Annotated in this window: 20 protein-coding genes; 9 read left to right on the top strand and 11 right to left on the bottom strand. The window is 73.2% G+C overall.

Translation table 11 applies throughout. The features are described 5' to 3' along the window. Positions 1 to 46 precede the first annotated feature (46 nt). Both ACW0Q9_RS12835 and ACW0Q9_RS12830 read left to right on the top strand, forming a co-directional pair. Entirely contained in the window at positions 47 to 1,018 is a 972-nt protein-coding gene (locus ACW0Q9_RS12835; protein WP_456180903.1) for a COX15/CtaA family protein, read from the top strand. A gap of 118 nt (positions 1,019 to 1,136) precedes the next feature. After that, a complete protein-coding gene (locus tag ACW0Q9_RS12830; RefSeq protein ID WP_456180901.1) occupies positions 1,137 to 2,804 on the top strand; it encodes a right-handed parallel beta-helix repeat-containing protein in 1,668 nt (555 codons plus the stop codon). Positions 2,805 to 2,841: 37 nt separating this feature from the next. Here the strand turns inward: ACW0Q9_RS12830 and ACW0Q9_RS12825 are convergent, their stop codons facing one another. The 3 genes from ACW0Q9_RS12825 to ACW0Q9_RS12815 all read right to left on the bottom strand — a co-directional run bounded on the left by ACW0Q9_RS12825 (position 2,842) and on the right by ACW0Q9_RS12815 (position 5,307). Further along, complete coding sequence (locus ACW0Q9_RS12825; protein ID WP_456180899.1) at positions 2,842 to 3,762, bottom strand: ATP-grasp domain-containing protein; 921 nt, start codon at positions 3,760 to 3,762, stop codon at positions 2,842 to 2,844. Positions 3,763 to 3,768: 6 nt separating this feature from the next. Continuing rightward, a complete protein-coding gene (locus ACW0Q9_RS12820; RefSeq protein ID WP_355353554.1) occupies positions 3,769 to 4,101 on the bottom strand; it encodes a hypothetical protein in 333 nt (110 codons plus the stop codon). Between the two features lie 246 nt (positions 4,102 to 4,347). Continuing rightward, the gene (locus ACW0Q9_RS12815) at positions 4,348 to 5,307 is read right to left on the bottom strand and encodes a heme o synthase (RefSeq protein WP_456180897.1); all 960 of its coding nucleotides are present in this window, start codon (positions 5,305 to 5,307) and stop codon (positions 4,348 to 4,350) included. Between the two features lie 266 nt (positions 5,308 to 5,573). Between ACW0Q9_RS12815 and tkt the strand changes: the two genes are divergently transcribed. From tkt to pgl, 6 genes are all read left to right on the top strand, one after another. After that, on the top strand, positions 5,574 to 7,712 hold the full coding sequence (tkt, locus tag ACW0Q9_RS12810) for a transketolase (protein ID WP_456180895.1): 2,139 nt from the start codon (positions 5,574 to 5,576) through the stop codon (positions 7,710 to 7,712). Positions 7,713 to 7,728: 16 nt separating this feature from the next. Next, a complete protein-coding gene (gene tal / locus ACW0Q9_RS12805) occupies positions 7,729 to 8,907 on the top strand; it encodes a transaldolase (RefSeq protein ID WP_456180893.1) in 1,179 nt (392 codons plus the stop codon). 69 nt (positions 8,908 to 8,976) lie between these two features. Next, positions 8,977 to 10,620 (top strand): glucose-6-phosphate isomerase, encoded by a 1,644-nt coding sequence (locus ACW0Q9_RS12800; RefSeq protein WP_456180891.1) that lies wholly within the window; start codon positions 8,977 to 8,979, stop codon positions 10,618 to 10,620. A 38-nt stretch (positions 10,621 to 10,658) separates the two neighbouring features. Further along, positions 10,659 to 12,173, top strand: coding sequence for a glucose-6-phosphate dehydrogenase (gene zwf, locus ACW0Q9_RS12795; RefSeq protein WP_456180889.1), 1,515 nt, complete (start codon positions 10,659 to 10,661; stop codon positions 12,171 to 12,173). Positions 12,174 to 12,204: 31 nt separating this feature from the next. Next, the gene (locus ACW0Q9_RS12790; RefSeq protein WP_456180887.1) at positions 12,205 to 13,221 is read left to right on the top strand and encodes a glucose-6-phosphate dehydrogenase assembly protein OpcA; all 1,017 of its coding nucleotides are present in this window, start codon (positions 12,205 to 12,207) and stop codon (positions 13,219 to 13,221) included. 82 nt (positions 13,222 to 13,303) lie between these two features. Beyond that, positions 13,304 to 14,074, top strand: coding sequence for a 6-phosphogluconolactonase (pgl, locus tag ACW0Q9_RS12785; protein ID WP_456180883.1), 771 nt, complete (start codon positions 13,304 to 13,306; stop codon positions 14,072 to 14,074). A gap of 45 nt (positions 14,075 to 14,119) precedes the next feature. Here the strand turns inward: pgl and ACW0Q9_RS12780 are convergent, their stop codons facing one another. From ACW0Q9_RS12780 to rapZ, 8 genes are all read right to left on the bottom strand, one after another. Beyond that, a complete protein-coding gene (locus ACW0Q9_RS12780; RefSeq protein ID WP_456180881.1) occupies positions 14,120 to 14,464 on the bottom strand; it encodes an RNA polymerase-binding protein RbpA in 345 nt (114 codons plus the stop codon). 130 nt (positions 14,465 to 14,594) lie between these two features. Next, complete coding sequence (gene secG, locus ACW0Q9_RS12775; RefSeq protein ID WP_091320761.1) at positions 14,595 to 14,855, bottom strand: preprotein translocase subunit SecG; 261 nt, start codon at positions 14,853 to 14,855, stop codon at positions 14,595 to 14,597. Positions 14,856 to 14,950: 95 nt separating this feature from the next. After that, positions 14,951 to 15,742 (bottom strand): triose-phosphate isomerase, encoded by a 792-nt coding sequence (tpiA, locus tag ACW0Q9_RS12770; protein ID WP_456180879.1) that lies wholly within the window; start codon positions 15,740 to 15,742, stop codon positions 14,951 to 14,953. Further along, positions 15,743 to 16,942, bottom strand: coding sequence for a phosphoglycerate kinase (locus tag ACW0Q9_RS12765; protein WP_456180877.1), 1,200 nt, complete (start codon positions 16,940 to 16,942; stop codon positions 15,743 to 15,745). Continuing rightward, positions 16,939 to 17,943: a type I glyceraldehyde-3-phosphate dehydrogenase gene (gene gap / locus ACW0Q9_RS12760; protein ID WP_107075683.1), complete on the bottom strand. Its 1,005-nt coding sequence runs from the start codon at positions 17,941 to 17,943 to the stop codon at positions 16,939 to 16,941. The genes ACW0Q9_RS12765 and gap overlap by 4 nt, the downstream gene beginning before the upstream one ends. A gap of 264 nt (positions 17,944 to 18,207) precedes the next feature. Then, positions 18,208 to 19,188 (bottom strand): DNA-binding protein WhiA, encoded by a 981-nt coding sequence (gene whiA / locus ACW0Q9_RS12755; protein ID WP_088999356.1) that lies wholly within the window; start codon positions 19,186 to 19,188, stop codon positions 18,208 to 18,210. 56 nt (positions 19,189 to 19,244) lie between these two features. After that, entirely contained in the window at positions 19,245 to 20,222 is a 978-nt protein-coding gene (locus tag ACW0Q9_RS12750; RefSeq protein WP_456180874.1) for a gluconeogenesis factor YvcK family protein, read from the bottom strand. Next, on the bottom strand, positions 20,219 to 21,127 hold the full coding sequence (gene rapZ / locus ACW0Q9_RS12745) for an RNase adapter RapZ (RefSeq protein ID WP_355667025.1): 909 nt from the start codon (positions 21,125 to 21,127) through the stop codon (positions 20,219 to 20,221). The genes ACW0Q9_RS12750 and rapZ overlap by 4 nt, the downstream gene beginning before the upstream one ends. A gap of 248 nt (positions 21,128 to 21,375) precedes the next feature. Here rapZ and recQ point away from each other — a divergent pair, with 248 nt between their 5' ends. Further along, a complete protein-coding gene (recQ, locus tag ACW0Q9_RS12740; protein ID WP_456180871.1) occupies positions 21,376 to 23,217 on the top strand; it encodes a DNA helicase RecQ in 1,842 nt (613 codons plus the stop codon). The last annotated feature ends 180 nt before the right edge of the window (positions 23,218 to 23,397 follow it).

The raw sequence follows: 23,397 nt of genomic DNA, 5'->3' as shown, positions 1-23,397 counted from the left end.
TCCCGACCACCGGTGTGGCGGAGTCACCCGATCGGGATCAACTACGGTGCGTAGGATTCGCTCCGTGAAGGCTTCCGTCCGGTTCCCGGTCTCCCCCACGCTGCTCCGCCGCCTCGCGTACACCTCGATCATCGCGAACGTGGCGATCGTGGTCACCGGCGGGGCGGTCCGGCTCACCGCGTCCGGTCTCGGCTGCCCCACCTGGCCCCGGTGCACCGACGAGTCGTACCACACCACGGCCGAGATGGGCGTGCACGGGGTGATCGAGTTCGGCAACCGGCTGCTCACCTTCGCGGTCGGGGTCATCGCGCTGGCCGTGGTGCTCGCCGTGCTGGCCCAGCGGACCCGCCCGCGCGGGCTGCTGCCGCTGTCGATCGGCGTGCTGTTCGGCATCCCCGCCCAGGCGGTGATCGGCGGCATCACCGTGCTCAGCAACCTCAACCCGTGGGTGGTGGGGCTGCACTTCCTCGCCTCGATGGTGGTGATCGCCGCCGCGTACGCGCTCTGGCGGCGCACCGTCGAGCCGGACGGGCCGGTCCGCCCGACCGTGCCGGCGCCGCTGCGTACCCTCGCCGGGCTCACCACGGTGGTGAGCGCGGCCGTGCTGGTGGTCGGCACCTGGGTGACCGGCAGCGGCCCGCACGCGGGCGACCAGGGCGCGGCCCGCAACGGCCTGGACCCGGAGGCGATCTCCCAGGTGCACGCCGACGGCGTGTTCCTGCTGATCGGCCTCTCGGTGGCGCTGCTCTTCGCGTTCCGCGCGGTGGGCGCCGCCCGGGCGGCCCGGGCCGCCGGGGTGCTGGTCGCGGTCGAGCTGGGCCAGGGCCTGATCGGCTTCGTGCAGTACTTCACCCACCTGCCGGCGGTGCTGGTCGCCGCGCACATGCTCGGCTCCTGCCTGGTGCTGCTGGCCACCCTGGGCGTGCTCTGGGCCACCCGGGAGCGGCTTCCGGCCGCCCCGCCGGCCCCGCCGGCGCCGGCCACCCGGGCCGACCAGCCGGTCACCGCCGCCGCCTGATCCCCGGCCCCGCCGACACCGGTCGGCCGGCGCCCGGGGCGCGCCCCGCGGCGTTACCCGCGGGCGGCAGCGGGAATGCGGTCCGCGCCACGGACCGTCCGCCCGAGGGGAGCCGCCGGTGTCGCGCAGGGGCCTGTCCACGACCGTCCCGCAGCGGCTGACGCCGGTGGCCGGCGCGCCGCTGTGGTGCGACGCCCTCGACTTCGGGCTCACCGGCGACGGCGTGACAAACGACCAGCCGACGCTGGCCGCCCTGGTGGACCGGCTGGGCGAGGGGTACGCCGCCGACGGCCGCGCCCGGGTGATCTACTGCCCGCCCGGCATCTACTCGATCCGGGACGCCGGCACCGTCTGGCGCAGCGGGGTGTCGCTGATCGGCGCCGGGTCGGCGGCGACCCGGTTCCTGCTCAGCAACGAGGGCAACCGGAACGATCCCGTCCCGCTGGCCTACTGGACCACCGTGCAGCACGGCGCGGACCGGGACCGGCACATCGCCGACTGCACCTTCGCCGACTTCGAGATCGACGGCTCCGGCGTCGGCATGGCCCAGTACAACTACCTCGCCAAGGGGCTCGGCCTGCAGTACGTGGTGCGCGGCGTGTTCCGCAACCTCTACATCCACCACACCGGGGCGACCGGCCTGGGCTGCGACTTCCTCCAGGACAGCCTGATCGACGGGGTGGTCGTGGTGGGCTGCGGCCGGCTGGACAACGGCGAGCAGATGGGCGGCGCGGGCATCGGCGTCGGCATCGGCGGCTGGGGCGACGTGGAGCGGCTCACCATCGCCAACTGCACCACCCTGGGCAACGGGACCAACGGGATCTTCCTGGAGCTGCAGAAGGACCACTGGGCGCCGCCGCGCGGCTTCCGCATCGTCGGGTGCCACAGCCAGGCGAACCGGTTCGGCATCTCCGACTGGGGCGCCGACGGGCTGATCGTCTCGGCCTGCACGCTGACCAACAACCTGGAGGCGGGCTTCGACGTCTCGGCCAACGGCACGGCCGGGATCGCCGGTCGGGGCGGGCTGCTCACCGACTGCGTGATCGACCGCAACGTCGGCGACGGGATCAGCATGGGCAACACCCCCGGCCCGTACGCGGTCCGGGGCAACCGGATCAGCCGCAACGGCGGCTACGGCTACCACGAGCACGACCTGGGCCGCGGGTACCGGGGCGCCGCGGCGGACGTGGTGATCGAGGGGAACGAGATCTGGGACAACGCGCTGGACGGGATCCGGATCGACCGGCCCATGATCGACGCCGCGGTGGTGGGCAACCGGATCCGGGACAACGGGCGCCGGTCCGCGCCGGCGTGCCGGGGCTCCGGCGCGACCGTGCGGTACGCCCCGCGCCGGGTCACCGACGGGTCGGCGGACTGGCCGCCCGGCGGGCACCGGGGCAAGATCCTGCGGGTCGACTCGCGGACCGCGGTGGTCGCCGACAACACCGGCACCGAACTGTCCCTGGCCGAGGTGCGGCCCGACGGCGCCACCGGCTGGAACGAGGCCACCCCGGCGCCCGGCACGCCGTACGAGCTGCCCGCCGGCCCGCCGGAGCGCGCCGGGATCGCGGTCAACGCCCCGTTCGACTCGGCCCTCGTGCGGGGCAACCGGGTCTGGCACCGGGACGAGCACACCCAGACCTACGGATTCTGGATCACCGGGGCGGGCAGTTGCGTCTCGTGCCGGGTGGAGGACAACGACTTCGCCGGGAACGAAGCGGCCGTCCGGCTGGACACCCCGCCGATCGGCGGCCGCTGGGACCGCAACCACTCCGACGGGGAGTGAGGCGGCTCCGGCCCGCCCGGGGCGGGCCGGAGCGCGGTCAGGACCGCCGGGCCAGGTGGGTGGTGATCGCGGCGGCGAGCCGGTCCGGCGCGCCGTCGGCGTGGCCGACGAACAGGCTCGGCTCGGTCAGCTCCAGCTCGACCAGGACCGGCGCCCCGTCCGGGCCGGGGATCAGGTCGACCCGGGCGTAGAGCAGCCGCTCGGTGCCGCCGGGCACGACGGCCAGGGTCTTCTCCGCCGTGTCGAGCTGCTCCGGGGTGGCCGTCCGGGCCTCGATCCGCTCCTCCTTGTAGAGCTCGGCCACGCCCCGGTCGGGGCCGGTCAGCATCGGCCCCTTGCGGATCGCGTGGCTGAACACCAGGCCGTCCGGCCCGGCCAGGAAGAGCAGCGCGGTCTCCCCGGCGGTGTCCACCGCCGCCAGGTACGGCTGGACCATGGTGACCCGGCCGGCGGCGGAGAGCCGCCGTACGTGGGCCACGGCCAGTTCCCGGTGCTCCGGGTCGGTCAGGTCGTACCGGCCGGTGTCCTGGCTGCCGGCGCTGACCGCCGGCTTGATCACGTACTCCCCGGTGTCGGCCGGTGGGGCCCACTCCTCGCCCGGCTCGACCCAGGCGGTCGGCACGGTGGGCACCCCGGCCGCGGACAGCTCGGCCAGGTAGCGCTTGTCGGTGTTCCAGGCGACCACGTCGGCCGGGTTGACGAGGGCCGGCACCGTCCGCGCCCAGGCGACGAACTCGTCGCGGCGCAGCGCGTAGTCCCAGGGCGAGCGGAGCACGACCAGGTCGTAGCCGGACCAGTCCACGGCCGGGTCGTCCCAGACCACCGCCTCGGCGGCGACGCCGCGGGCGGCGAGCGGGGCGAGCGCGAGCCGGTCGTCCGGGTCGAGGTCGGGCAGGGCCGTGCAGGTGACGAGAGCGACCCGGGGTTTCCCCCGGGTCGGCTGGTGGTGGTTGGTCAATTTATGTCAACGGGCCATCGTGCGCCGGGCCATCGACCGCCAGAGGTCGTTGCTCGGACGCATCTGGTCCATCAGCTCACGCTCCCAGGCGTTCTCGACGGCGACCCCTGCCGTGGCGCAGGCCTGCCGCGCGACGTCGGTGCCGTCGGCGAACTGGTCGGCCCACGCCCCGTCCTCACCCACCAGGACGATCCGTGCGCCGCGCTTGCCGACGTACTCGATGACCGCCTTCGCCCCGCCGTGTCCGGCGGCGAACGACTTGATGCCCGCGACCAGGCCGTTGGGGGCCTGCTCGGCGGTCTTGTCAGCCGTCAGCGTCGTATCGGAACCATCTGCCATGACGCGAAGCCTAAGCAGACATCCACCCGGATGTGCGAGAACGATGAACTGAATGTGATGCCAATTACCTACTGGTTTAAGGAAGACCACAGGTAATTTGCCCGTACATGCCGACTATGACGGGGCGAATCGGGCGGCCTAGATCGTCACAGTCTGTCCGGGTTGAGCCCGTCCAACTCAGGTCGAAAAAAATTCTGATGAATTCCGCCACGAGGGGGAAACCATCCACCCCGGTCAGCGCCGGGATCAGAGCAGGGCGTCGAGGGCGACGGCCGCGAACAGGATGGTGAGGTAGGTGGTGGACCAGTGGAACAGCCGCATCGGCTTGACCGCCTCGCCGCGCGTCGCGCGCCGGCACAGCTTGTGCGCCTCGACCACGAAGATCCCGCCGACCACCAGCGCGGTGATGCCGTAGATCGGGCTCATCCCGAGCGGCCAGACGGCCAGCGAGGAGAGCAGGGTCAGCCAGGAGAAGAGGATGATCTCCGCGTTGACCCGGCGGACCGAGGCCACCACCGGCAGCATCGGGATGCCGGCCCGGGCGTAGTCCGCCTTGTACTTGATGGCCAGCGCGTAGAAGTGCGGCATCTGCCAGAAGAAGACCACCGCGAACAGGCCCCAGGCGGCCGGAGCCAGCGACCCGGTGACCGCCGCCCAGCCGATCAGCACCGGCGCCGCCCCGCACGCGCCACCCCAGAAGGTGTTGGCCGCCGTGGTGCGCTTCAACCAGAGCGTGTAGACGAGGTCGTAGTAGGCGATCGCGGCCAGCGTCAGCCCGGCGGCCAGCCAGTTGGTGGCGGCGGCCATCAGCGCCACCGAGACCACCGCCAGCACCAGGCCGAAGACCAGCGCGTTGCGCGGCGACACGGTGTGCGCCGGCAGCGGCCGGCGCTTCGTGCGGCGCATCAACTGGTCGATGTCCCGGTCGATGTAGCAGTTGAGCACGCTGGCCGCGCCCGCCGCGAGCGAGCCGCCGACCAGCACCACGGCCACCAGCCAGAGCGCCGGCATGCCGCCGTCGGCCAGCATCATCGCCGGCACGGTGGTGACCAGCAGCAGCTCGACGATCCGCGGCTTGGTGAGCGCCACGTACGCGGCCACCACGGCCCGCACGTCCCGCCGGCCGGTCGCCGACACCTCCGTCACCGTGCGCACCGGCGGCTGCCCGGCAGAGTCGCTGACGGGGCGCTCGGTGATCATGCTCACGGATTGCCACCTTCCGGCTTCGGCAGGGGGAGGTCGGGGTCGGCTCGGACCCCTCGGGGTCCACACACCGCCCCACACACTACGCGGCGTCGTTTTGGCTGCCCCGGAGACCCGGCAACGGTGCGGGCCGTCACATTCCGAGTTGAACGACGGATCCGGTCGGAGACGTACAGACCAGCATGCAGAGATCCCCGGGCGGACGTTTAGGGCCGCTCGATAGGGTCATCAGTGAGGGTTCCGCCCATCTGCCGAGGAGCACAACCATCGTGGCTGCCAACCGACCCGAGCTTCCCGCTCTCAACTGGTCCGACCTCGACCGCAGGGCCGTCGACACGGTCCGCGTGCTGGCCATGGACGCCGTGGAGAAATCCGGCAACGGCCACCCGGGCACGGCGATGAGCCTCGCCCCGGCGGCGTACCTGCTCTTCAACCGGGTCATGCGGCACAACCCGGCCGACCCGAACTGGCCCGGCCGGGACCGGTTCGTGCTGTCCGCCGGGCACTCCAGCCTGACCCTCTACATCCAGCTCTTCCTCTCCGGCTACCCGCTGGCCCTGGACGACCTCAAGGCGCTGCGCCAGTGGGGCTCGCTCACCCCGGGCCACCCGGAGCACGGCCACACCCCCGGCGTGGAGACCACCACCGGCCCGCTCGGCCAGGGCCTCGGCAACGCGGTCGGCATGGCGATGGCGGCGCGCCGCGAGCGCGGCCTGTTCGACCCGGAGTCCGACCGCGGCGACTCCCCCTTCGACCACGACATCTGGTGCATCGCGTCGGACGGCGACATCGAGGAGGGCATCAGCCACGAGGCGAGCGCCCTCGCCGGCCACCAGCAGCTCGGCAACCTCTGCGTGATCTACGACGACAACGAGATCTCGATCGAGGACGACACCCGGATCGCCAAGAGCGAGGACGTGGCGGCCCGCTACGCGGCGTACGGGTGGCACGTGCAGACGGTCGACTGGCGTCGCGGCGACGCCGACCAGGGCGACTACCACGAGGACGTCGAGGCGCTCCACCAGGCGCTGCTGGCCGCGAAGGCGGAGACCGGCCGTCCCTCCTTCATCGCGCTGCGCACCATCATCGGCTGGCCCGCCCCCAACAAGCAGAACACCGGCAAGATCCACGGCTCGGCGCTCGGCGCCGACGAGGTGAAGGCCACCAAGCAGATCCTCGGCTTCGACCCGGAGCGCACCTTCGAGATCGACGACGAGGTGCTCAAGCACGCCCGCCAGGTGCTGGAGCGCGGCGCCGAGGCGCAGGCGGCGTGGACCACCGGGTTCGACGCCTGGGCGCAGGCCAACCCGGAGCGCAAGGCGCTCTGGGACCGGATGTCGACCCGGACGCTCCCGCAGGGCTGGACCGACGCGCTGCCCACCTTCCCGGCCGACGCCAAGGGCATCGCCACCCGGGCCGCCTCCGGCAAGGTCCTGGAGGCTCTCGCCCCCGTGCTGCCCGAGCTGTGGGGCGGCTCCGCCGACCTGGCGGAGAGCAACAACACCACCATGAAGGGCGAGCCGTCCTTCATCCCGGCCGAGCACGCCACCAAGGACTTCCCGGGCGACGAGTACGGCCGCACGCTGCACTTCGGCATCCGCGAGCACGCCATGGGCGCCATCCTCAACGGCATCGCCCTGCACGGCGGCACCCGCCCGTACGGCGGCACGTTCCTGGTGTTCAGCGACTACATGCGCCCCTCGGTCCGGCTCGCCGCGCTGATGAAGCTGCCGGTGACCTACGTCTGGACGCACGACTCGATCGGCCTCGGCGAGGACGGCCCGACCCACCAGCCGGTGGAGCACCTGACCGCGCTGCGCGCCATCCCCGGCCTGGACGTGGTCCGCCCGGCCGACGCCAACGAGACCGCCTGGGCGTGGCGGCAGGCCCTGGAGCACACCGACCGGCCGACGGCGCTGGCGCTCAGCCGGCAGGCGCTGCCGACCCTCGACCGCACCGAGCTGGCCGGCGCCGAGGGCGTCGCCAAGGGCGGCTACGTGCTGGCCGAGGCGTCCGGCGGCAAGCCGCAGGTGATCATCGTGGGCACCGGCTCCGAGGTGCAGCTCTGCCTCACCGCCCGGGAGCGGCTCGAGGCCGACGGCACCCCCACCCGGGTGGTCTCGATGCCCTGCCAGGAGTGGTTCTTCGCGCAGGACGAGGCCTACCGGGAGTCGGTGCTGCCGCGCGGGGTAAAGGCACGGGTGAGCGTGGAGGCGGGCATCGGCATGTCCTGGCGGGCGATCGTCGGGGACAGCGGCGAGTGCGTGAGCCTGGAGCACTACGGGGCGAGCGCGCCGCACTCCGTGCTCTTCGAGCAGTTCGGGTTCACCCCCGACCGGATCGTGGCCGCCGCGCACGCGGCGCTGACCCGGGTGGGCGACATCACCGGTTTCACGACCGGCAACTGAGGGGAGCGTGCACGGCATGACGGACAGGCTGAGCGAGCTCCAGGCCGCCGGTGTGGCGATCTGGCTCGACGATCTTTCCCGGGTACGACTCAGCTCCGGCGGGCTGGACAAGCTCCGCCGCGAGTCCCACGTGGCCGGGGTGACCACCAACCCGACGATCTTCGCGAAGGCGCTCAGCGACGCCGACGAGTACAACTGGCAGCTGCGCGACCTCGCCACCCGCGGCCTCGAGGTCGAGGAGGCGGTCCGCATGCTCACCACGTACGACGTGCGGTGGGCCTGCGACGTGATGCGCCCGTCCTACGACAAGAGCGCCGGGGTGGACGGCCGGGTGTCGATCGAGGTCGACCCGCGGCTGGCCCACGACTCCGACCGGACCGTCGCCGAGGCCAAGGCGCTCTGGTGGCTGGTCGACCGGCCGAACCTGTTCATCAAGATCCCGGCCACCGAGGCGGGCCTGCCGGCGATCACCGCCACGCTGGCCGAGGGCATCAGCGTGAACGTCACGCTGATCTTCGGCCTGGACCGGTACTCGCAGGTCATGGAGGCCTTCCTGGCCGGTATGGAGCAGGCGAGGGCGAACGGCCACGACCTGTCGAAGATCGGCTCGGTGGCCTCGTTCTTCGTCTCCCGGGTCGACACCGAGGTGGACAAGCGGCTGGAGAAGATCGGCTCCGACGAGGCCAAGGCGCTGCGCGGCAAGGCTGCCATCGCCAACGCCCAGCTGGCGTACGAGCGCTACGGCGAGGTCTTCGGCTCCGACCGGTGGCGGAAGCTGGCCGACGCCGGCGCCCACCCGCAGCGCCCGCTGTGGGCCTCGACCTCCACCAAGAACCCCGACTACCGGGACGTCATCTACGTCGAGGAGCTGATCGCCCCCGGCACGGTCAACACCATGCCGGAAGCGGTCATCCACGCCTACGCCGACCACGGCGAGACCCGCGGCGACACCATCACCGGCTCGTACGACGCGGCCCGCAAGGTCTTCACCGACCTCCAGGCGGCCGGGGTGGACATGGCCGACGTGATCGCCACCCTGGAGCGGGAGGGCGTGGAGAAGTTCGAGACGAGCTGGCTGGAGCTGATCGACGGGGTCAAGAAGTCCCTCGCCGAGGCGGCCAAGGGCATCGGAAAGCCGGGCCGGGCGGCCAAGGGCAACGCGAAGGCCGCCGAACAGGCCGGGGGCGACGCGTGACGGACGGCGCCGGACGCTCCCCGGGGCACGGCCCCGGGGGGCACCGCGCCACGAGGACGGGGTGGTGAGGTGAGCGACCTGCTGGCCGGCCGGGCGGACATCGCCGCCGGGCTGGCCGTGCACGGCGCGGACGCGGTCGACGGGTCCGCGCCCGCGTCCGTGCGGGCCGCGCTGGTCGCCGCGGGCCTCCCCGGCCGGCTCGCCGCCAAGGATCCGACCCTCTGGGGGCCGGACGCCGAGGCGACGGCCCGGGCCCGGCTGGGCTGGCTGGACACCCACGAACGCAGCCGGGAGCTTCTCCCCCAGCTCGCCGAGCTGACCGAGGAGCTGGCCGACCTGGACCACGTGGTGCTGGCCGGGACGGGCGGCTCGGCGCTCGCCCCGGAGGTGCTCGCCCGGACCCTCGGCCGGCCGCTGACCGTGCTGGACACCACCGACCCCGGTCAGGTCCGGGCGGCCCTGGCCGAGCGGCTGGGACGCACGGTCGTGGTGGTCGCCGGCAACTCCGCCGACGCCGTGGAGACCGACAGCGTCCGGCGGGCCTACTGGCAGGCGTTCCTGGACGCCGGGATGAGCGAGGCGGAGACCGCCCGGCACTTCGTCGTGGTCACCGACCCCGGCTCCCCGCTGGAGGCGCTCGCCGACGAGCTGGGCGTCGTGGTGATCCAGTCCGACCCGGAGGTGGACGGCCCGTACGCGGCGCTCACCGCGTTCGGGCTGGTGCCGGCGGCGCTGGCCGGGGTGCCGGTCGCCGACCTGCTCGACGACGCCGAGGCCGTCGCCGGCGCGCTGGGCCGCGACCGGGACAACCCGGGGCTGGCCCTCGGGGCGGCGCTCGCCGCGGCGGCCACCACCGGCCGGGCCACCGTCGCGCTGGTGTCCGACGGCACCGGGCTCGACGGGCTGGGCGACTGGGCCGAGCAGCTGCTCGCCGAGTCCACCGGCAAGGCCGGCCGGGGCGTCCTGCCGGTGGTGGTCGAGTCCCCGGACGCCCCCGGCGCCACCGGCCCCGACGTGCTGACCGTCGGCTACGGCGGCGCCCTCGGCCCGGGCGTCGCACCCGGCCCCGCCGACGTGGCGGTCAACGGCCCGCTCGGCGCGCAGTTCCTCACCTGGCAGTACGCCACCGCGATCGCCGCCGCCGTGCTCGACGTCGAGCCGTTCGACCAGCCGGACGTCGCCGAGAGCAGGGAGCACACCGCGCGGCTGCTCGCCGCCGGCCCGCCCCCTGCGGAGTCGCCCTCGGCCACCGACGGCGCCATCGAGGTGTACGCCCCGGCCGGGGCCCCCGCCGACCTGGCCGGCGCGCTGCGCTGGCTGCTCGACGGGCTGGGCGACGACGGCTACCTGGCGGTGGCGGCCTACCTCGACCGGGGGGCCGACGCGTCGGTGGCCGGGCTGCGCCCGCTGCTGGCGCGGGCTACCGCACGCCCGGTGACCTTCGGGTGGGGACCGCGGTACCTGCACTCCACCGGGCAGTACCACAAGGGCGGCCCGCGGGCCGGCAGGCACCTTCAGGTGACCGGCGCGGTCACCGACGACCTGCCGGTGCCCGGCCGCCCGTACACCTTCGGAGACCTTCAGGCGGCGCAGGCCGCCGGCGACCGGCGGGCCCTCGCCGGTCGCGGGCGGCCGGTGCTGCGCCTGCACCTGACCGAGCGGGCGGCGGGCGTCGCCCAGCTACTGGACGCGGCCGGACGGACACTGACGTGACGATGAATGACGTGACATCGGCGGAGCGAGGAGGCGGCATGAACCCGCTGCGCGATCCTCAGGACCGCCGGCTGCCACGGATCCCGGAGCCGTGCGCTCTGGTGATCTTCGGGGTGACCGGCGACCTGGCCAAGAAGAAGCTGCTGCCGGCGGTCTACGACCTGGCGAACCGGGGGCTGCTGCCGCCCGGTTTCGTGGTCCTGGGCTTCGCCCGGCGCGACTGGGGCGACGGCGACTTCGAGTCGCTGGCCCACGACGCGGCCAAGAAGCACGCCCGCACCCCGTGGCGGGAGGAGGTCTGGGCCCGACTCGCCGGCAACATCAAGTTCGTCGGCGGCTCGTTCGACGACGACGCCGCCTTCGACCACCTCGCCGACACCCTCGACGAGCTGCGCGACACCCACGGCATCCCGGGCAACGCCGCCTTCTACTTCTCCATCCCCCCGGCGGCCTTCCCCGTGGTGCTCAAGCAGCTCGCCCGCACCGGCATGGCGGACAACGCCAAGTCCGGCGGCTGGCGCCGGGTGGTGGTGGAGAAGCCGTTCGGCAACGACCTGCCCTCGGCGAAGGCGCTCAACGACCTGGTCGACGACGTCTTCACCCGGCAGGACGTCTTCCGGATCGACCACTACCTGGGCAAGGAGACGGTCCAGAACATCCTGGCCCTGCGGTTCGCCAACAACCTGTTCGAGCCGCTGTGGAACTCCAAGTACGTCGACTCGGTGCAGATCACCATGGCCGAGGACGTCGGCATCGGCACGCGGGCCGCCTTCTACGACTCCGTCGGCACCGCCCGCGACGTGCTCCAGAACCACCTGCTCCAACTGCTCGCCCTGGTGGCCATGGAGGAGCCGACCAGCTTCGACGCCGACGAGATCCGGACCGAGAAGCTCAAGGTGCTCAAGGCCATCACGGTGCCGCAGGACGTCACCCAGGACACCGTCCGCGGCCAGTACCTGCCCGGCTGGGTCGGTGGCGAACGCGCCGTCGGCTACCTCGAGGAGGAGGGGGTCCCGCCGGAGTCCACCACCGAGACGTACGTGGCGGTGAAGCTGGGCATCCAGAACCGGCGCTGGGCCGGCGTGCCGTTCTACATCCGGGCCGGCAAGCGGCTGCCCCGGCGGGTCACCGAGGTGGCCATCGTGTTCAAGACGGCCCCGCACCTGCCGTTCAACCCGGCCGACATGGAGTCGCTCGGCCCCAACCAGCTCGTCATCCGGGTCCAGCCCGACGAGGGCGTGGTGCTGAAGTTCGGCTCCAAGGTGCCGGGCACCACCATGGAGGTCCGCGACATCGCGATGGACTTCCAGTACGGCGAGGCGTTCACCGAGTCCAGCCCCGAGGCGTACGAACGGCTGGTGCTGGACGTGCTCATCGGCGACCGGACGCTGTTCCCGGACGCCGCCGAGGTGGAGCAGAGCTGGCAGGCGGTGGACCCGCTGGAGCACGCCTGGGCGGGCACCACGCCGGAGCCGTACCGGGCCGGCGAGTGGGGCCCCCGGGCCGCCGACGAGATGCTGGCCCGCGAGGGCCGGTCCTGGCGGAGAGCGTGAGCGAGCACTGCGAGCGAACCAGGAGGTTCCGTTGATCGGCTTGTGGGACACCACCGGGAACGAGGTGGTCAAGGCGCTGGCCGCCGAGCGGCGCAGCGCGGGCGGGGTGGCCAGCGGCATGGCGCTCACGCTGATCGTGGTGGTCGACGAGAAGCGGGTCCGGGAGGCCGAGGCGGCGGCGACCATCGCGGCGGCCGCCCACCCGTGCCGGCTGCTCGTGGTGGTCCGCTCCGACGTCGAACGGGACCGCAACCGGCTGGACGCGGAGATCGTCGTCGGCGGCCGGCTCGGCCCGTGCGAGGCGGTGGTGACCCGGATGTACGGCCGGCTCGCGCTGCACGCCGAGTCGGTGGTGATGCCGCTGCTGGTGCCGGACGTGCCCGTGGTGACCTGGTGGCACGGCGAGCCGCCGGAGGAGATCGCCACCGACTTCCTCGGCGTGGTGGCCGACCGGCGGATCACCGACGCGGCGCAGGCCGCCGACCCGATCGCCGCGCTGAAGCAGCGGGCCGCGGACTACGCCCCGGGCGACACCGACCTGGCCTGGACCCGGATCACCCCGTGGCGCACCCTCGTGGCCGGGGCGTTCGACACCACCCAGGCGCGGGTCACCGAGGCGACCGTGGTGGCGCCGCGGACCGACCCGACGGCGGCGCTGATGCGCGGCTGGCTGGTCGCCCGGCTCGGCATCGACCCGGCCTGGGAGCACACCGCCGAGTTCCCCCGCATGCGCCAGGTGCAGCTGCGCTGCGCCAACGGCGACGAGCTGACGCTGACCCGGGACGAGAACGTGGCCATCTTCCGGCGGACCGGCCAGGAGGACCGGACGCTGCCGCTGGTCCGCCGGCCGCTCGGCGACGAGCTGGCCGAGGAGCTGCGCCGGCTCGACGCCGACCAGGTCTACGCGGAGGCGCTCGGCGCGACCGCCGGACTGACCGGGCTCGACCAGCGGCCCGCCCAGCGGGTGCACGTGTGGAAGGATCCGGCGACCGCCCAGCGGGCCGAGGCCGGGGTGACCGCCCACGCTGGCGCGACCGCCAACGAGTGAGCGGCACCGCCGCACGGGCCGCCCGGCGGTCGGACAGCACAGGTGACCGCCGCGGGGCGGTCGGAGCGCGAGGGCACGATGGATGAGTGAGGCGAGTGTCGCCGTACATGCCGACCCCGACCTGCTGGCGCAGGCGGTGGCGGCCCGGTTGGTGGTGAAGCTGCTCGACGCGCAGGCCGAGCGGGGTCAGGCGTCGGTGGTGCTGACCGGCGGGCGGATCGCCGCGGCGGTGTACCGGGCGGTCGGGCAGCTGCCGGCCCGGGACGCGGTCGACTGGTCCCGGGTCGACGTCTGGTGGGGCGACGAGCGGTTCCTGCCGGCCGGTGACCCGGAGCGCAACGAGACCCAGGCCCGGGCCGCGCTGCTGGACGTGGTGCCGCTGGACCCGGCCCGCATCCACCCGATGCCGGCCTCCGACGGGCCGGCCGGCAACGACCCGGAGGCGGCCGCCGCGGGCTACGCGCAGGAGCTGGCCCGGGCCGCCCGGCCGGGGACGGCCACCCTCCCCCACTTCGACGTGCTGATGCTCGGCGTCGGCGAGGACGGGCACGTGGCCTCGGTCTTCCCGGAGCACCCGGTGCACCACGACAACCGCCCGGTCAGCGCGGTGCGGGGCAGCCCCAAGCCGCCGCCGGTGCGGACCACGCTGACCCTGCCGGCGATCAACACGGCCGAGGAGGTCTGGCTGGTGGCCGCCGGGGCGGACAAGGCCCGGGCGGTCGGGATGGCGCTCGCCGGGGCCGGGCCGGTGCAGCTGCCGGCGGCCGGGGTGCACGGGGTGTCCCGTACCCTCTGGCTGCTCGACCGGGCGGCGGCGGCCGACGTGCCGCCCCGGCTGCGCAGCCTGCGCTGAACGACGGCGGAGCCCCGGCCCGGGCGGGCCGGGGCTCCCGCGTGTTCAGGCCCCGCCGCGCCGCCGGCGCAGCGTCTCCAGGGCCTCGGCGAGCAGCGCCTCGCCCTGTTCCGGGGTGCGCCGCTCCTGCACGTACGCCAGGTGGGTCTTGTAGGGCTCGACCCGGGCCCGGCCGGGCGGGTTGCCCGGGTCGGGGCCGGCCGGCTCACCGCAGCGCGGGCAGTCCCAGGTCTCCGGGGTCTCCGCCTCGGCGGCGATGAGGAACTGGACGCGGTGGTTGTTTCCGCACCAGAAGGTGACGGGCCGGCGGGGCGCCGGCTCGATGCGCTGCTCGAAGCGCTCGGGGGCGGACCCGATCCGGGTGCCGCGGATGACGTTGCCACTGGACACGGCTGCTCGCTCCTGTCGTCGGAGGGGACCGCCGCTTACGGGGATGGGCGGCGGGCGACGCGCGGAGAAAAACAAACTGCGCGCGGTCCGTGACGGACCGCGCGCAGATTGTACGACTCGGAGCGCCGGCTCAGGCCCCGCTGCCGAGCTGCAGCCGGAGCCAGAGCCCGATCCCGACGATGCAGGCGAACCAGACGATCCCGACCAGAACGGTGTAGCGGTCGAGGTTCTTCTCCGCCACCGAGGAGCCGGCCAGGCTGGAGCTGACGCCGCCGCCGAACATGCTCGACAACCCGCCACCCTTACCACGGTGCAGGAGGATCAGCAGGGTGAGCAGGATGCTCGTGATGACCAGCAACACGATCATCGTGTAGGCGAACCAGATCGGCATGGCGGGGGTCAGTCCTCTCGTTGCGATCACTGCCCGGTCCTGTCGGGCACGGCGGCACCGACCGGCGGGCGGGCAGCGTCAAGGATAGCGAGCGATCAGCGGGCGATGTGCTCCGGGAACCGGCAGATCTGCGCGAATTCCTCGGCGTCCAGGCTGGCGCCCCCGACCAGGGCCCCGTCCACGTCCGGCTGGGCCATGATCGCGGCCACGTTCGACGACTTCACCGAGCCGCCGTAGAGGATCCGGACCTGGTCCGCGGTGTCCTGGCCGAAGGTCTCCACCAGGCGCTTGCGCACCTCGCCGCAGACCTCCTGGGCGTCCTCCGGGGTCGCCGTCTTGCCGGTGCCGATCGCCCAGACCGGCTCGTACGCCACGACGACCTTGGTGACCTGCTCCGGGGTGAGCCCCTTCAGCGCGCCGTCGAGCTGGTCGCAGCAGTGCGGCACGTGCCGGAGCTGCTCGCGGATCTCCAGCCCCTCACCGATGCACAGGATCGGGGTGAGCCCGTTCGAGAGCGCCGCGGCCACCTTGGCGTTGACCAGCGCGTCGTCCTCCTGGTGGTACTGCCGCCGCTCGGAGTGGCCGACCACCACGTAGGTGCAGCCCAGCTTGGCGAGCATCGGCCCGGCGATGTCGCCGGTGTACGCGCCCGACTGGAACGGCGACAGGTCCTGCGCGCCGTAGCCGATCAGGAGCTTGTCGCCGTCCACGGCGGTCTGCACGGTGCGCAGGTCGGTGAAGGGCGGCAGGACCACCGTCTCGACCTCGGTGAGCTGCTTCTCGTTGAGGCTCGCGGCCAGCTTCTGCACCAGCAGGTTGGCCTCGAGGTGGTTCAGGTTCATCTTCCAGTTGCCGGCCATCAGCGGCCGGCGGGTGGTGCTCGCCATTCAGTTCTCCAGGGCCGCGATGCCGGGGAGGGTCTTGCCCTCGAGGTATTCCAGGGAGGCGCCGCCGCCGGTGGAGATGTGCCCGAAGGAGGACTCATCCAGGCCGAGCGCACGGACCGCGGCTGCGGAGTCGCCGCCGCCGACCACGCTGAACGCGTCGGCCTTGGTGATCGCCTCGGCGACGCCCCGGGTGCCGTTGGCGAACGCGGCCATCTCGAACACGCCCATCGGCCCGTTCCAGAAGATCGTCTTCGCCTGGGACAGCGCGGCGGCGAAGCCGGCCACCGTCTCCGGGCCGATGTCCAGCCCCAGCCGGTGGCTCGGGATGCCGTCGGCCGGCACGGTGTCGTGGGTGGCGTCCGGCGCGAACGCGTCCGCGGCCACCACGTCGACCGGGAGCAGGACCTTGCCCCCGGAGCGCTCCAGGAGGTTGCGGCAGGTCTCGACCATGTCCTCCTCGAGCAGCGAGGTGCCCACCTCGTGGCCCTGGGCCTTGAGGAAGGTGAAGCACATCCCGCCGCCGATGAGCAGCCGGTCCACCGTGGGCAGCAGGGCCTCGATCACGGCCAGCTTGTCGGAGACCTTGGAGCCGCCCAGCACCACCACGTACGGCCGCTCCGGGGCGCCGGTGAGCTTGCTGAGCACCTCCACCTCGCGCAGCACGAGGCGGCCGGCGACGTGCGGCAGCCGGGCCGGCACGTCGTAGACGCTGGCGTGCTTGCGGTGCACCGCGCCGAAGGCGTCGTCGACGTACGCGTCGCCGAAGGCGGCGAGCTGGTCGGCGAAGGCGCCCCGCTCGGCGTCGTCCTTGCTGGTCTCGCCCTTGTTGAAGCGCAGGTTCTCCAGCAGGGCGACCTGGCCGTCGGCCAGGCCCTCCACGGTGGAACGGGCCGAGTCGCCGACGGTGTCCTCGGCGAAGTGCACCGGCGCGCCGAGCAGCTCGCCGAGCCGCCCGGCGACCGGGCGGAGGCTGAACTGCGGGTCCGGCGCGCCCTTCGGGCGGCCCAGGTGCGAGCAGACGACCACCTTGGCGCCGGCCTGGACCAGCGCGCTCAAGGTCGGCAGCACGGCCCGGATCCGGCCGTCGTCGGTAATCTCACCGCTCTGCTTGTCGAGCGGGACGTTCAGGTCGGCGCGCACCAGCACGCGCCGACCCGACACCCCCTCGCCGAGCAGGTCGTCGAGGTTGCGGATGCTCACAGCGAGCTACCCACCAGCTTCACGAGGTCGACCAGGCGGTTCGAGTAGCCCCACTCGTTGTCGTACCAGCCGACGACCTTGACCTGGTTGCCGATCACCTTGGTCAGCGGCGCGTCGAAGATGCAGGACGCCGGGTCGGTGACGATGTCCGAGGAGACGATCGGGTCCTCGTTGTAGACCAGGATGCCCTTGAGCGGGCCGTCCGCGGCGGCCTTGAGCGCGGCGTTGACCTCGTCCACCGTGGTCTCCCGGCCGACCGTGACGGTCAGGTCGGTGGTGGAGCCGGTCGGGATCGGCACACGCAGCGCGTAGCCGTCCAGCTTGCCCTTGAGGTCCGGCAGGACCAGGCCGATCGCCTTCGCGGCACCGGTCGAGGTCGGCACGATGTTGAGCGCGGCGGCCCGGGCCCGGCGCAGGTCCTTGTGCGGCGCGTCCTGCAGGTTCTGGTCCTGCGTGTACGCGTGGATGGTGGTCATCAGACCCTGCTGGATGCCGAACGTGTCGTGCAGCACCTTGGCCATCGGGGCGAGGCAGTTGGTGGTGCAGGAGGCGTTCGAGATGATCGTGTGCTTGGCCGGGTCGTACTGGTCCTGGTTGACGCCCATGACCACGGTGACGTCCTCGTTCTTCGCCGGAGCGGAGATGATGACCTTCTTGGCCCCGCCGTCGACGTGCGCCTTCGCCTTGGTGGCGTCGGTGAAGAAGCCGGTGGACTCGATGACGACGTCGGCGCCGACCTCGCCCCACGGCAGCTTGGCCGGGTCCTTCTCGGCGTACGCCTTGATGGTCTTGCCGCCCACGGTGATCTCGTCGGCGGTGGCCTTCACCTCGTGCGGGAGGCGGCCCAGGATGCTGTCGTACTTGACAAGGTGGGCGAGCGTCGCGTTGTCGGTCAGGTCGTTGACCGCCACGACCTCGATGTCAGCGCCGGACGCCAGCACTGCCCGGAAGAAGTTGCGGCCGATCCGGCCGAAGCCGTTGATGCCAACCCGGATGGTCACAGGTCCCATCTCCTCGCGTTCTGGTCCGCCGGCGTCAGAACCCGGCCGGCGGAGATTGTTCGCCGACCGGTGGAGCCGGCCGTTGACGGTTCATCTCGGCCACCCCGCCGCGGTCCCAGGAGACCAGACCGCCCGAGGCGGTGAGCACGGCGAGGGATGCCTTTGCCGGCCCCCTTGCCGTACGCAGCGACCTTATCCGAGCGCGCGCCGCCGCGCTGCGGCGGGTGGTGATCCCCCTCGCAGCTCGACGCCTCACCGGTCCTATCAGACCACGAGCATGTCGGGCGTGACGGCCGCTTCGGTATCCGGGATGCCCAGGTCGCGGGCCCGCTTGTCGGCCAGCGCGAGCAGCCGGCGGATCCGGCCGGCGATGGCGTCCTTGGTCAGCGGCGGGTCGGCCAGCGCGCCGAGCTCCTCCAGGGAGGCCTGCCGGTGCTCCAGCCGCAGCCGGCCGGCCGAGGTCAGGTGGTTGGGGGCGTCCTCGGCGAGGATCTCCAGCGCGCGGGTGACCCGGGCGGCGGCGGCCACCGCGGCGCGGGCCGAGCGGCGCAGGTTCGCGTCGTCGAAGTTGGCCAGTCGGTTCGCGGTGGCCCGGACCTCCCGGCGCACCCGCCGCTCCTCCCAGGCCAGCACGCTGGAGTGGGCGCCGATCCGGGTGAGCAGCGCGGCGATCGCGTCGCCGTCCTTGACCACCACCCGGTCCACCCCGCGCACCTCGCGGTTCTTGGCGGTGATGCCGATCCGGCGGGCGGCGCCGACCAGGGCGAGCGCCGACTCCGGGCCGGGGCAGGTGATCTCCAGCGCGCTGGACCGGCCCGGCTCGGTGAGCGAACCGTGCGCCATGAACGCGCCCCGCCAGGCGGAGACCGCGCAGCAGACGTTGGCCGCCACCACGTGCGGCGGCAGGCCGCGCACCGGGCGGCCCCGGACGTCGAGCAGGCCGGTCTGCCGGGCGAGGGCCTCGCCGTCCTTGACCACCCGCACAATGAAGTGGCTGCCCTTGCGCAGCCCCCCCGAGGCCAGCACGTGGATCTCGCTCGGGTAGCCGTAGACCTCGGCGATCTCCCGGCGGAGCCGCCGGGCCACCGCGCCGGTGTCCAGCTCCGCCTCGACCACGACGCGACCCGACACGATGTGCAGGCCGCCGGCGAACCGGAGCAGGGCGGCCATCTCCGCCCGCCGGCAGCAGGGCTTGGGCACGTCGACCCGACTCAGCTCGTCCTTGACCGCAGCCGTCATCGCCATGTTGCGCGCCCCCTCACGGACCGGTTCCGGCGTGTCGCCGGTGATTACGTACGTGTCTAACGATCGGCGCCCAGGACGGGCACCAGCGCGGCGCCCAGGGCGGCCGGATCATGACGGGGTGTGCCGTCGGTGACGGCGACGGGAGCGAGGACCAGCCGGGCACCCAGCGATTCTGCCGCACGTTCGACCGCCATGGGATCACCCACCGCCTTGGAGTCGGCCAGCACCATGTCCACCTTCAACTCGGGCAGATAGCGCCGGAGGGTGTCCAGATGGTCGGGCAGGGAGAGGCCGGACGTCTCCTTCTCGGCCACCAGGTTGAGGGTCACCAGCCGACGCGCCGGGCTGGAGACGATCGCGTCGGCCAGGCCCGGCACCAGCAGGTGCGGCAGCACGCTTGTGTACCAGCTGCCCGGCCCGAAGATCAGCCAGTCCGCCGCGCGCACCGCGGTCACCGCCTCGGCGCAGGCGGCCGGCGCGGCCGGGGTGAGCCGCAGCGACTCCACCGTGCCGCAGGTGACCGCCACCTGGTGCTGGCCGCGCAGGGTGCGAACCTCGTCGGGGCGGTCCGGGTCGGCGCCGCGCACCCGCGCCTCGATGCCGACCGGCTGCCGGGACATCGGCAGCACCCGGCCGACCGCGCCGAGCATCGCGCCGGCGTGGTCGAGCGCCACCACGGGATCGCCGAGCAGCTCGGTCAGCCCGTGCAGCAGCAGGTTGCCGACCGCGTGGCCGGCGAGCGGATCGGCCGGTCCCCCGCCCGCCCCGGCCGCGGCGAAGCGGTGTTGGAAGAGCGCCGCGCTGCGCCGGGTGGCCGGGTGGTCGCCGGCCAGGGCGACGAGCGCCTGCCGCAGGTCACCCGGCGGCAGGCCGCCGCGCTCGGCGCGCAGCCGCCCGCTGGAGCCGCCGTCGTCGCCGACGGTGACCACCGCGGTGATGTCCAGGTCCAGTTCGGGTACGCAGTGCCGCAGCGCCCGCAGCGACGCCGACAACCCGTGCCCGCCGCCGAAGGCGACCACCCTGGTCGGGGTCATTCCCGCCCCAGGTCCCGGTGCTGGGCGTTGGCCGCGATGCCGGAACGGCGCAGCCGGGCGGCCAGTTCCTCGGCGATCGCCACGCTGCGGTGCTTGCCGCCGGTGCAGCCGACGGCCACGGTCAGGTAGCGCTTGCCCTCCCGCTCGAAACCGGCGGTGGTGGCGTTGACCAGGTCCGCGTACCCGGCCACGAAGGCGTCCGCACCCTCCTGGCCCAGCACGTAGGCGCTGACCGCCTCCTCGCGCCCGGTGTGCTCGCGCAGCTCCGGCACCCAGTAGGGGTTGGGCAGGAACCGGGCGTCCATCACGAAGTCGGCGTCCGGCGGCAGGCCGTACTTGAAGCCGAAGGAGAGCACGGTGATCCGCAACCGGCGGGAGTCCTCCCCGCCGAACAGCTCCTCGACCCGACGGCGGAGCTGGTTCACGTTCAGGTGGCTGGTGTCGATGATCACGTCGGCCTGGTCCCGGGCCTCCTCCAGCAGCGCCCGCTCGACGGCGATCCCGTCGGCCAGCCGCCCGTCGCCCTGCAACGGGTGCGAGCGGCGGACGCTCTCGAACCGGCGGATCAGCACCTCGTCGTCGGCGTCGACGAAGACCACCCGGGGCTGGAAGCCGCGCTCGCGCAGCTCCCGGATCGCCCCGGCCAGGTCGGTGGAGAAGGCCCGCGAGCGGACGTCCAGCACCATCGCCGTACGCCGGGCCGCGCCGCCGGCCTTGAAGGCCAGCTCGGCCATGTCCAGCATCAGCGCCTGGGGCAGGTTGTCCACCACGTAGTAGCCGACGTTCTCCAGCGCCCGGGCCACCGTGCTGCGGCCACCGCCGGACAGGCCGGTCACCACCACGAGGGTGGTCTCCGCCTCGGCCGGCGCCGGCCGCCCGAGAGCTGTCTCCGCGTTGGTCGGCACCAGGTCTCCCGCCGTCCGCGCCTCGCTCACCCGCTACCCCCAGCCGTGGCGCCGCGGCCGGTCGGCCGCGCGTGGTCAGTCAGCGACTCTAACGGCTGCGACCCCGTCCGGGATTCCACGGGGTGACGACCGGAACAGGCGCTTGTCCGTTTTGTCGAGATCCGGTTGCCGCTTCGTGGAGGTCCTGGTTCCCGCCACGCGCCCGTTCGGGGCGGGGTGCTGTCGGCGGGCGCTCGTAGACTGCGCGGATGGTCTCCCCCACCGATGAGCGGACCGAGGACGCCCTGCGGGTGCTCCGCCGGGTGTTCGGCTACGACGCCTTCCGTGGCTTCCAGCACGAGGTCGTCGAGCACGTGGTGGCCGGCGGCGACGCGCTGGTGCTGATGCCCACCGGGGGCGGCAAGTCGCTCTGCTACCAGATCCCGGCCCTGGTCCGCGACGGCGTGGCGGTGGTGGTCTCGCCGCTGATCGCGCTCATGCAGGACCAGGTCGACGCGCTCACCGCGGTCGGCGTCCGGGCCGGGTTCCTCAACTCGACGCAGGACCTCGCCGAGCGGCGGCGGGTCGAGGCGGCGTTCCTCGCCGGCGAGCTGGACCTGCTCTACCTCGCCCCGGAGGCGCTCGCGACGCGCGCCACGGTCGCGCTGCTGGAGCGCGGGCGGATCGGGCTCTTCGCGATCGACGAGGCGCACTGCGTCTCGCAGTGGGGGCACGACTTCCGCCCCGACTACCTCAACCTGTCGATGCTGCACGAGCGCTGGCCGGGGGTGCCGCGGATCGCGCTGACCGCGACCGCCACCGCGGCCACCCGCACCGAGATCGCCACCCGGCTCAAGCTCACCGACGCCCGGCACTTCGTGGCCAGCTTCGACCGGCCCAACATCCAGTACCGGATCGTGCCCAAGCGGGAGCCGCGCAAACAGCTGCTCGCCCTGCTGCGCGACGAGCACCCGGGCGACGCCGGCATCGTCTACTGCCTGTCCCGGGCCTCGGTGGAGAAGACCGCCGAGTTCCTGGTCGCCAACGGCATCCCGGCGCTGCCCTACCACGCCGGGCTCGACGCGGCGACCCGAGCGACCAACCAGCAGCGCTTCCTGCGCGAGGACGGGCTGGTCATGGTGGCCACCATCGCCTTCGGCATGGGCATCGACAAGCCCGACGTCCGCTTCGTCGCCCACCTCGACCTGCCCAAGTCGGTCGAGGGCTACTACCAGGAGACCGGCCGCGCCGGGCGGGACGGGCTGCCGTCGACGGCCTGGCTGGCGTACGGGCTCCAGGACGTGGTGCAGCAGCGCAAGATGATCGAGACGTCGGAGGGCGACCTGGCCCACCGGCGCAACCTCGCCACCCACCTCGACGCCATGCTCGCGCTCTGCGAGACGGTCCGCTGCCGCCGCGCGCAGCTGCTCGAATACTTCGGCGAGGGCGGCACCGCCAACTGCGGCAACTGCGACACGTGCCTGGAGCCGCCGGAATCCTGGGACGGCACGGTCGCCGCGCAGAAGCTGCTCTCCACCGTCTACCGGCTCGACCGGGAACGCCACCAGCGCTTCGGCGCCGGGCACTGCGTGGACATCCTGCTCGGCAGGCACACCGACAAGATCGACCAGCACGGCCACGACTCGCTGAGCACCTTCGGCATCGGCACCGACCTGCGCGAGGCCGAGTGGCGGGGCGTGGTCCGGCAACTGCTCGCCGAGGGCCTGCTCGCCGTCGAGGGCGACTACGGCACCCTGGCCCTGACCGAGGCGAGCGCCGAGGTGCTGGGCCGCCGGCGGACGGTCACCATGCGGCGCGAGCCCGAGCGGCCGGCGTCCGGCCGGTCCGCCAAGCCCCGGGGAGCGGCGACCGTGGTGGCCGACCTCGCGCCGGCCGCCGTCCCGGTGTTCGAGCGGCTCCGCGCCTGGCGGGCAGCCACCGCCAAGGAACAGGGCGTCCCGGCGTACGTGATCTTCCACGACGCCACCCTGCGGCAGATCGCCACCGAGGCGCCGACCTCGCTGGCCGAGCTGTCCCGGATCAGCGGCGTCGGCGACAACAAGCTGGCCAAGTACGGCGACGGGATCCTCGGCGTCCTCGCCGAGTCCTGAGCCAGGTCCTCAGCCACGGTCCTCGGACACGACGAAGGGCCGGCCCCTTGTGGGGGCCGGCCCTTCGTGCTCGCTCCTGCTCAGCGGTTCGCCGGTCAGGAGGCGCTGTAGCCGCGGGTGGCGATCCAGTCGGCGAGGTTGTCCACGCTCATCCGGTAGGAGGCCATGTTCGGGTCGGCG

The sequence above is a fragment of the Micromonospora sp. I033 genome, assembly GCF_053890995.1.
This window is presented reverse-complemented; position numbering and strand designations above follow the sequence as displayed.

Coding starts and splice junctions, on each gene's coding strand:
- ACW0Q9_RS12750 (WP_456180874.1), bottom strand. CDS start 20,222: ATGACCCCGACCAGGGTGGTCGCCTTCGGCGGCGGGCACGGGTTGTCG.
- secG (WP_091320761.1), bottom strand. CDS start 14,855: ATGCCGATCTGGTTCGCCTACACGATGATCGTGTTGCTGGTCATCACG.
- tpiA (WP_456180879.1), bottom strand. CDS start 15,742: ATGGCGAGCACCACCCGCCGGCCGCTGATGGCCGGCAACTGGAAGATG.
- recQ (WP_456180871.1), top strand. CDS start 21,376: ATGGTCTCCCCCACCGATGAGCGGACCGAGGACGCCCTGCGGGTGCTC.
- zwf (WP_456180889.1), top strand. CDS start 10,659: ATGAACCCGCTGCGCGATCCTCAGGACCGCCGGCTGCCACGGATCCCG.
- whiA (WP_088999356.1), bottom strand. CDS start 19,188: ATGGCGATGACGGCTGCGGTCAAGGACGAGCTGAGTCGGGTCGACGTG.
- pgl (WP_456180883.1), top strand. CDS start 13,304: ATGAGTGAGGCGAGTGTCGCCGTACATGCCGACCCCGACCTGCTGGCG.
- ACW0Q9_RS12820 (WP_355353554.1), bottom strand. CDS start 4,101: ATGGCAGATGGTTCCGATACGACGCTGACGGCTGACAAGACCGCCGAG.
- tal (WP_456180893.1), top strand. CDS start 7,729: ATGACGGACAGGCTGAGCGAGCTCCAGGCCGCCGGTGTGGCGATCTGG.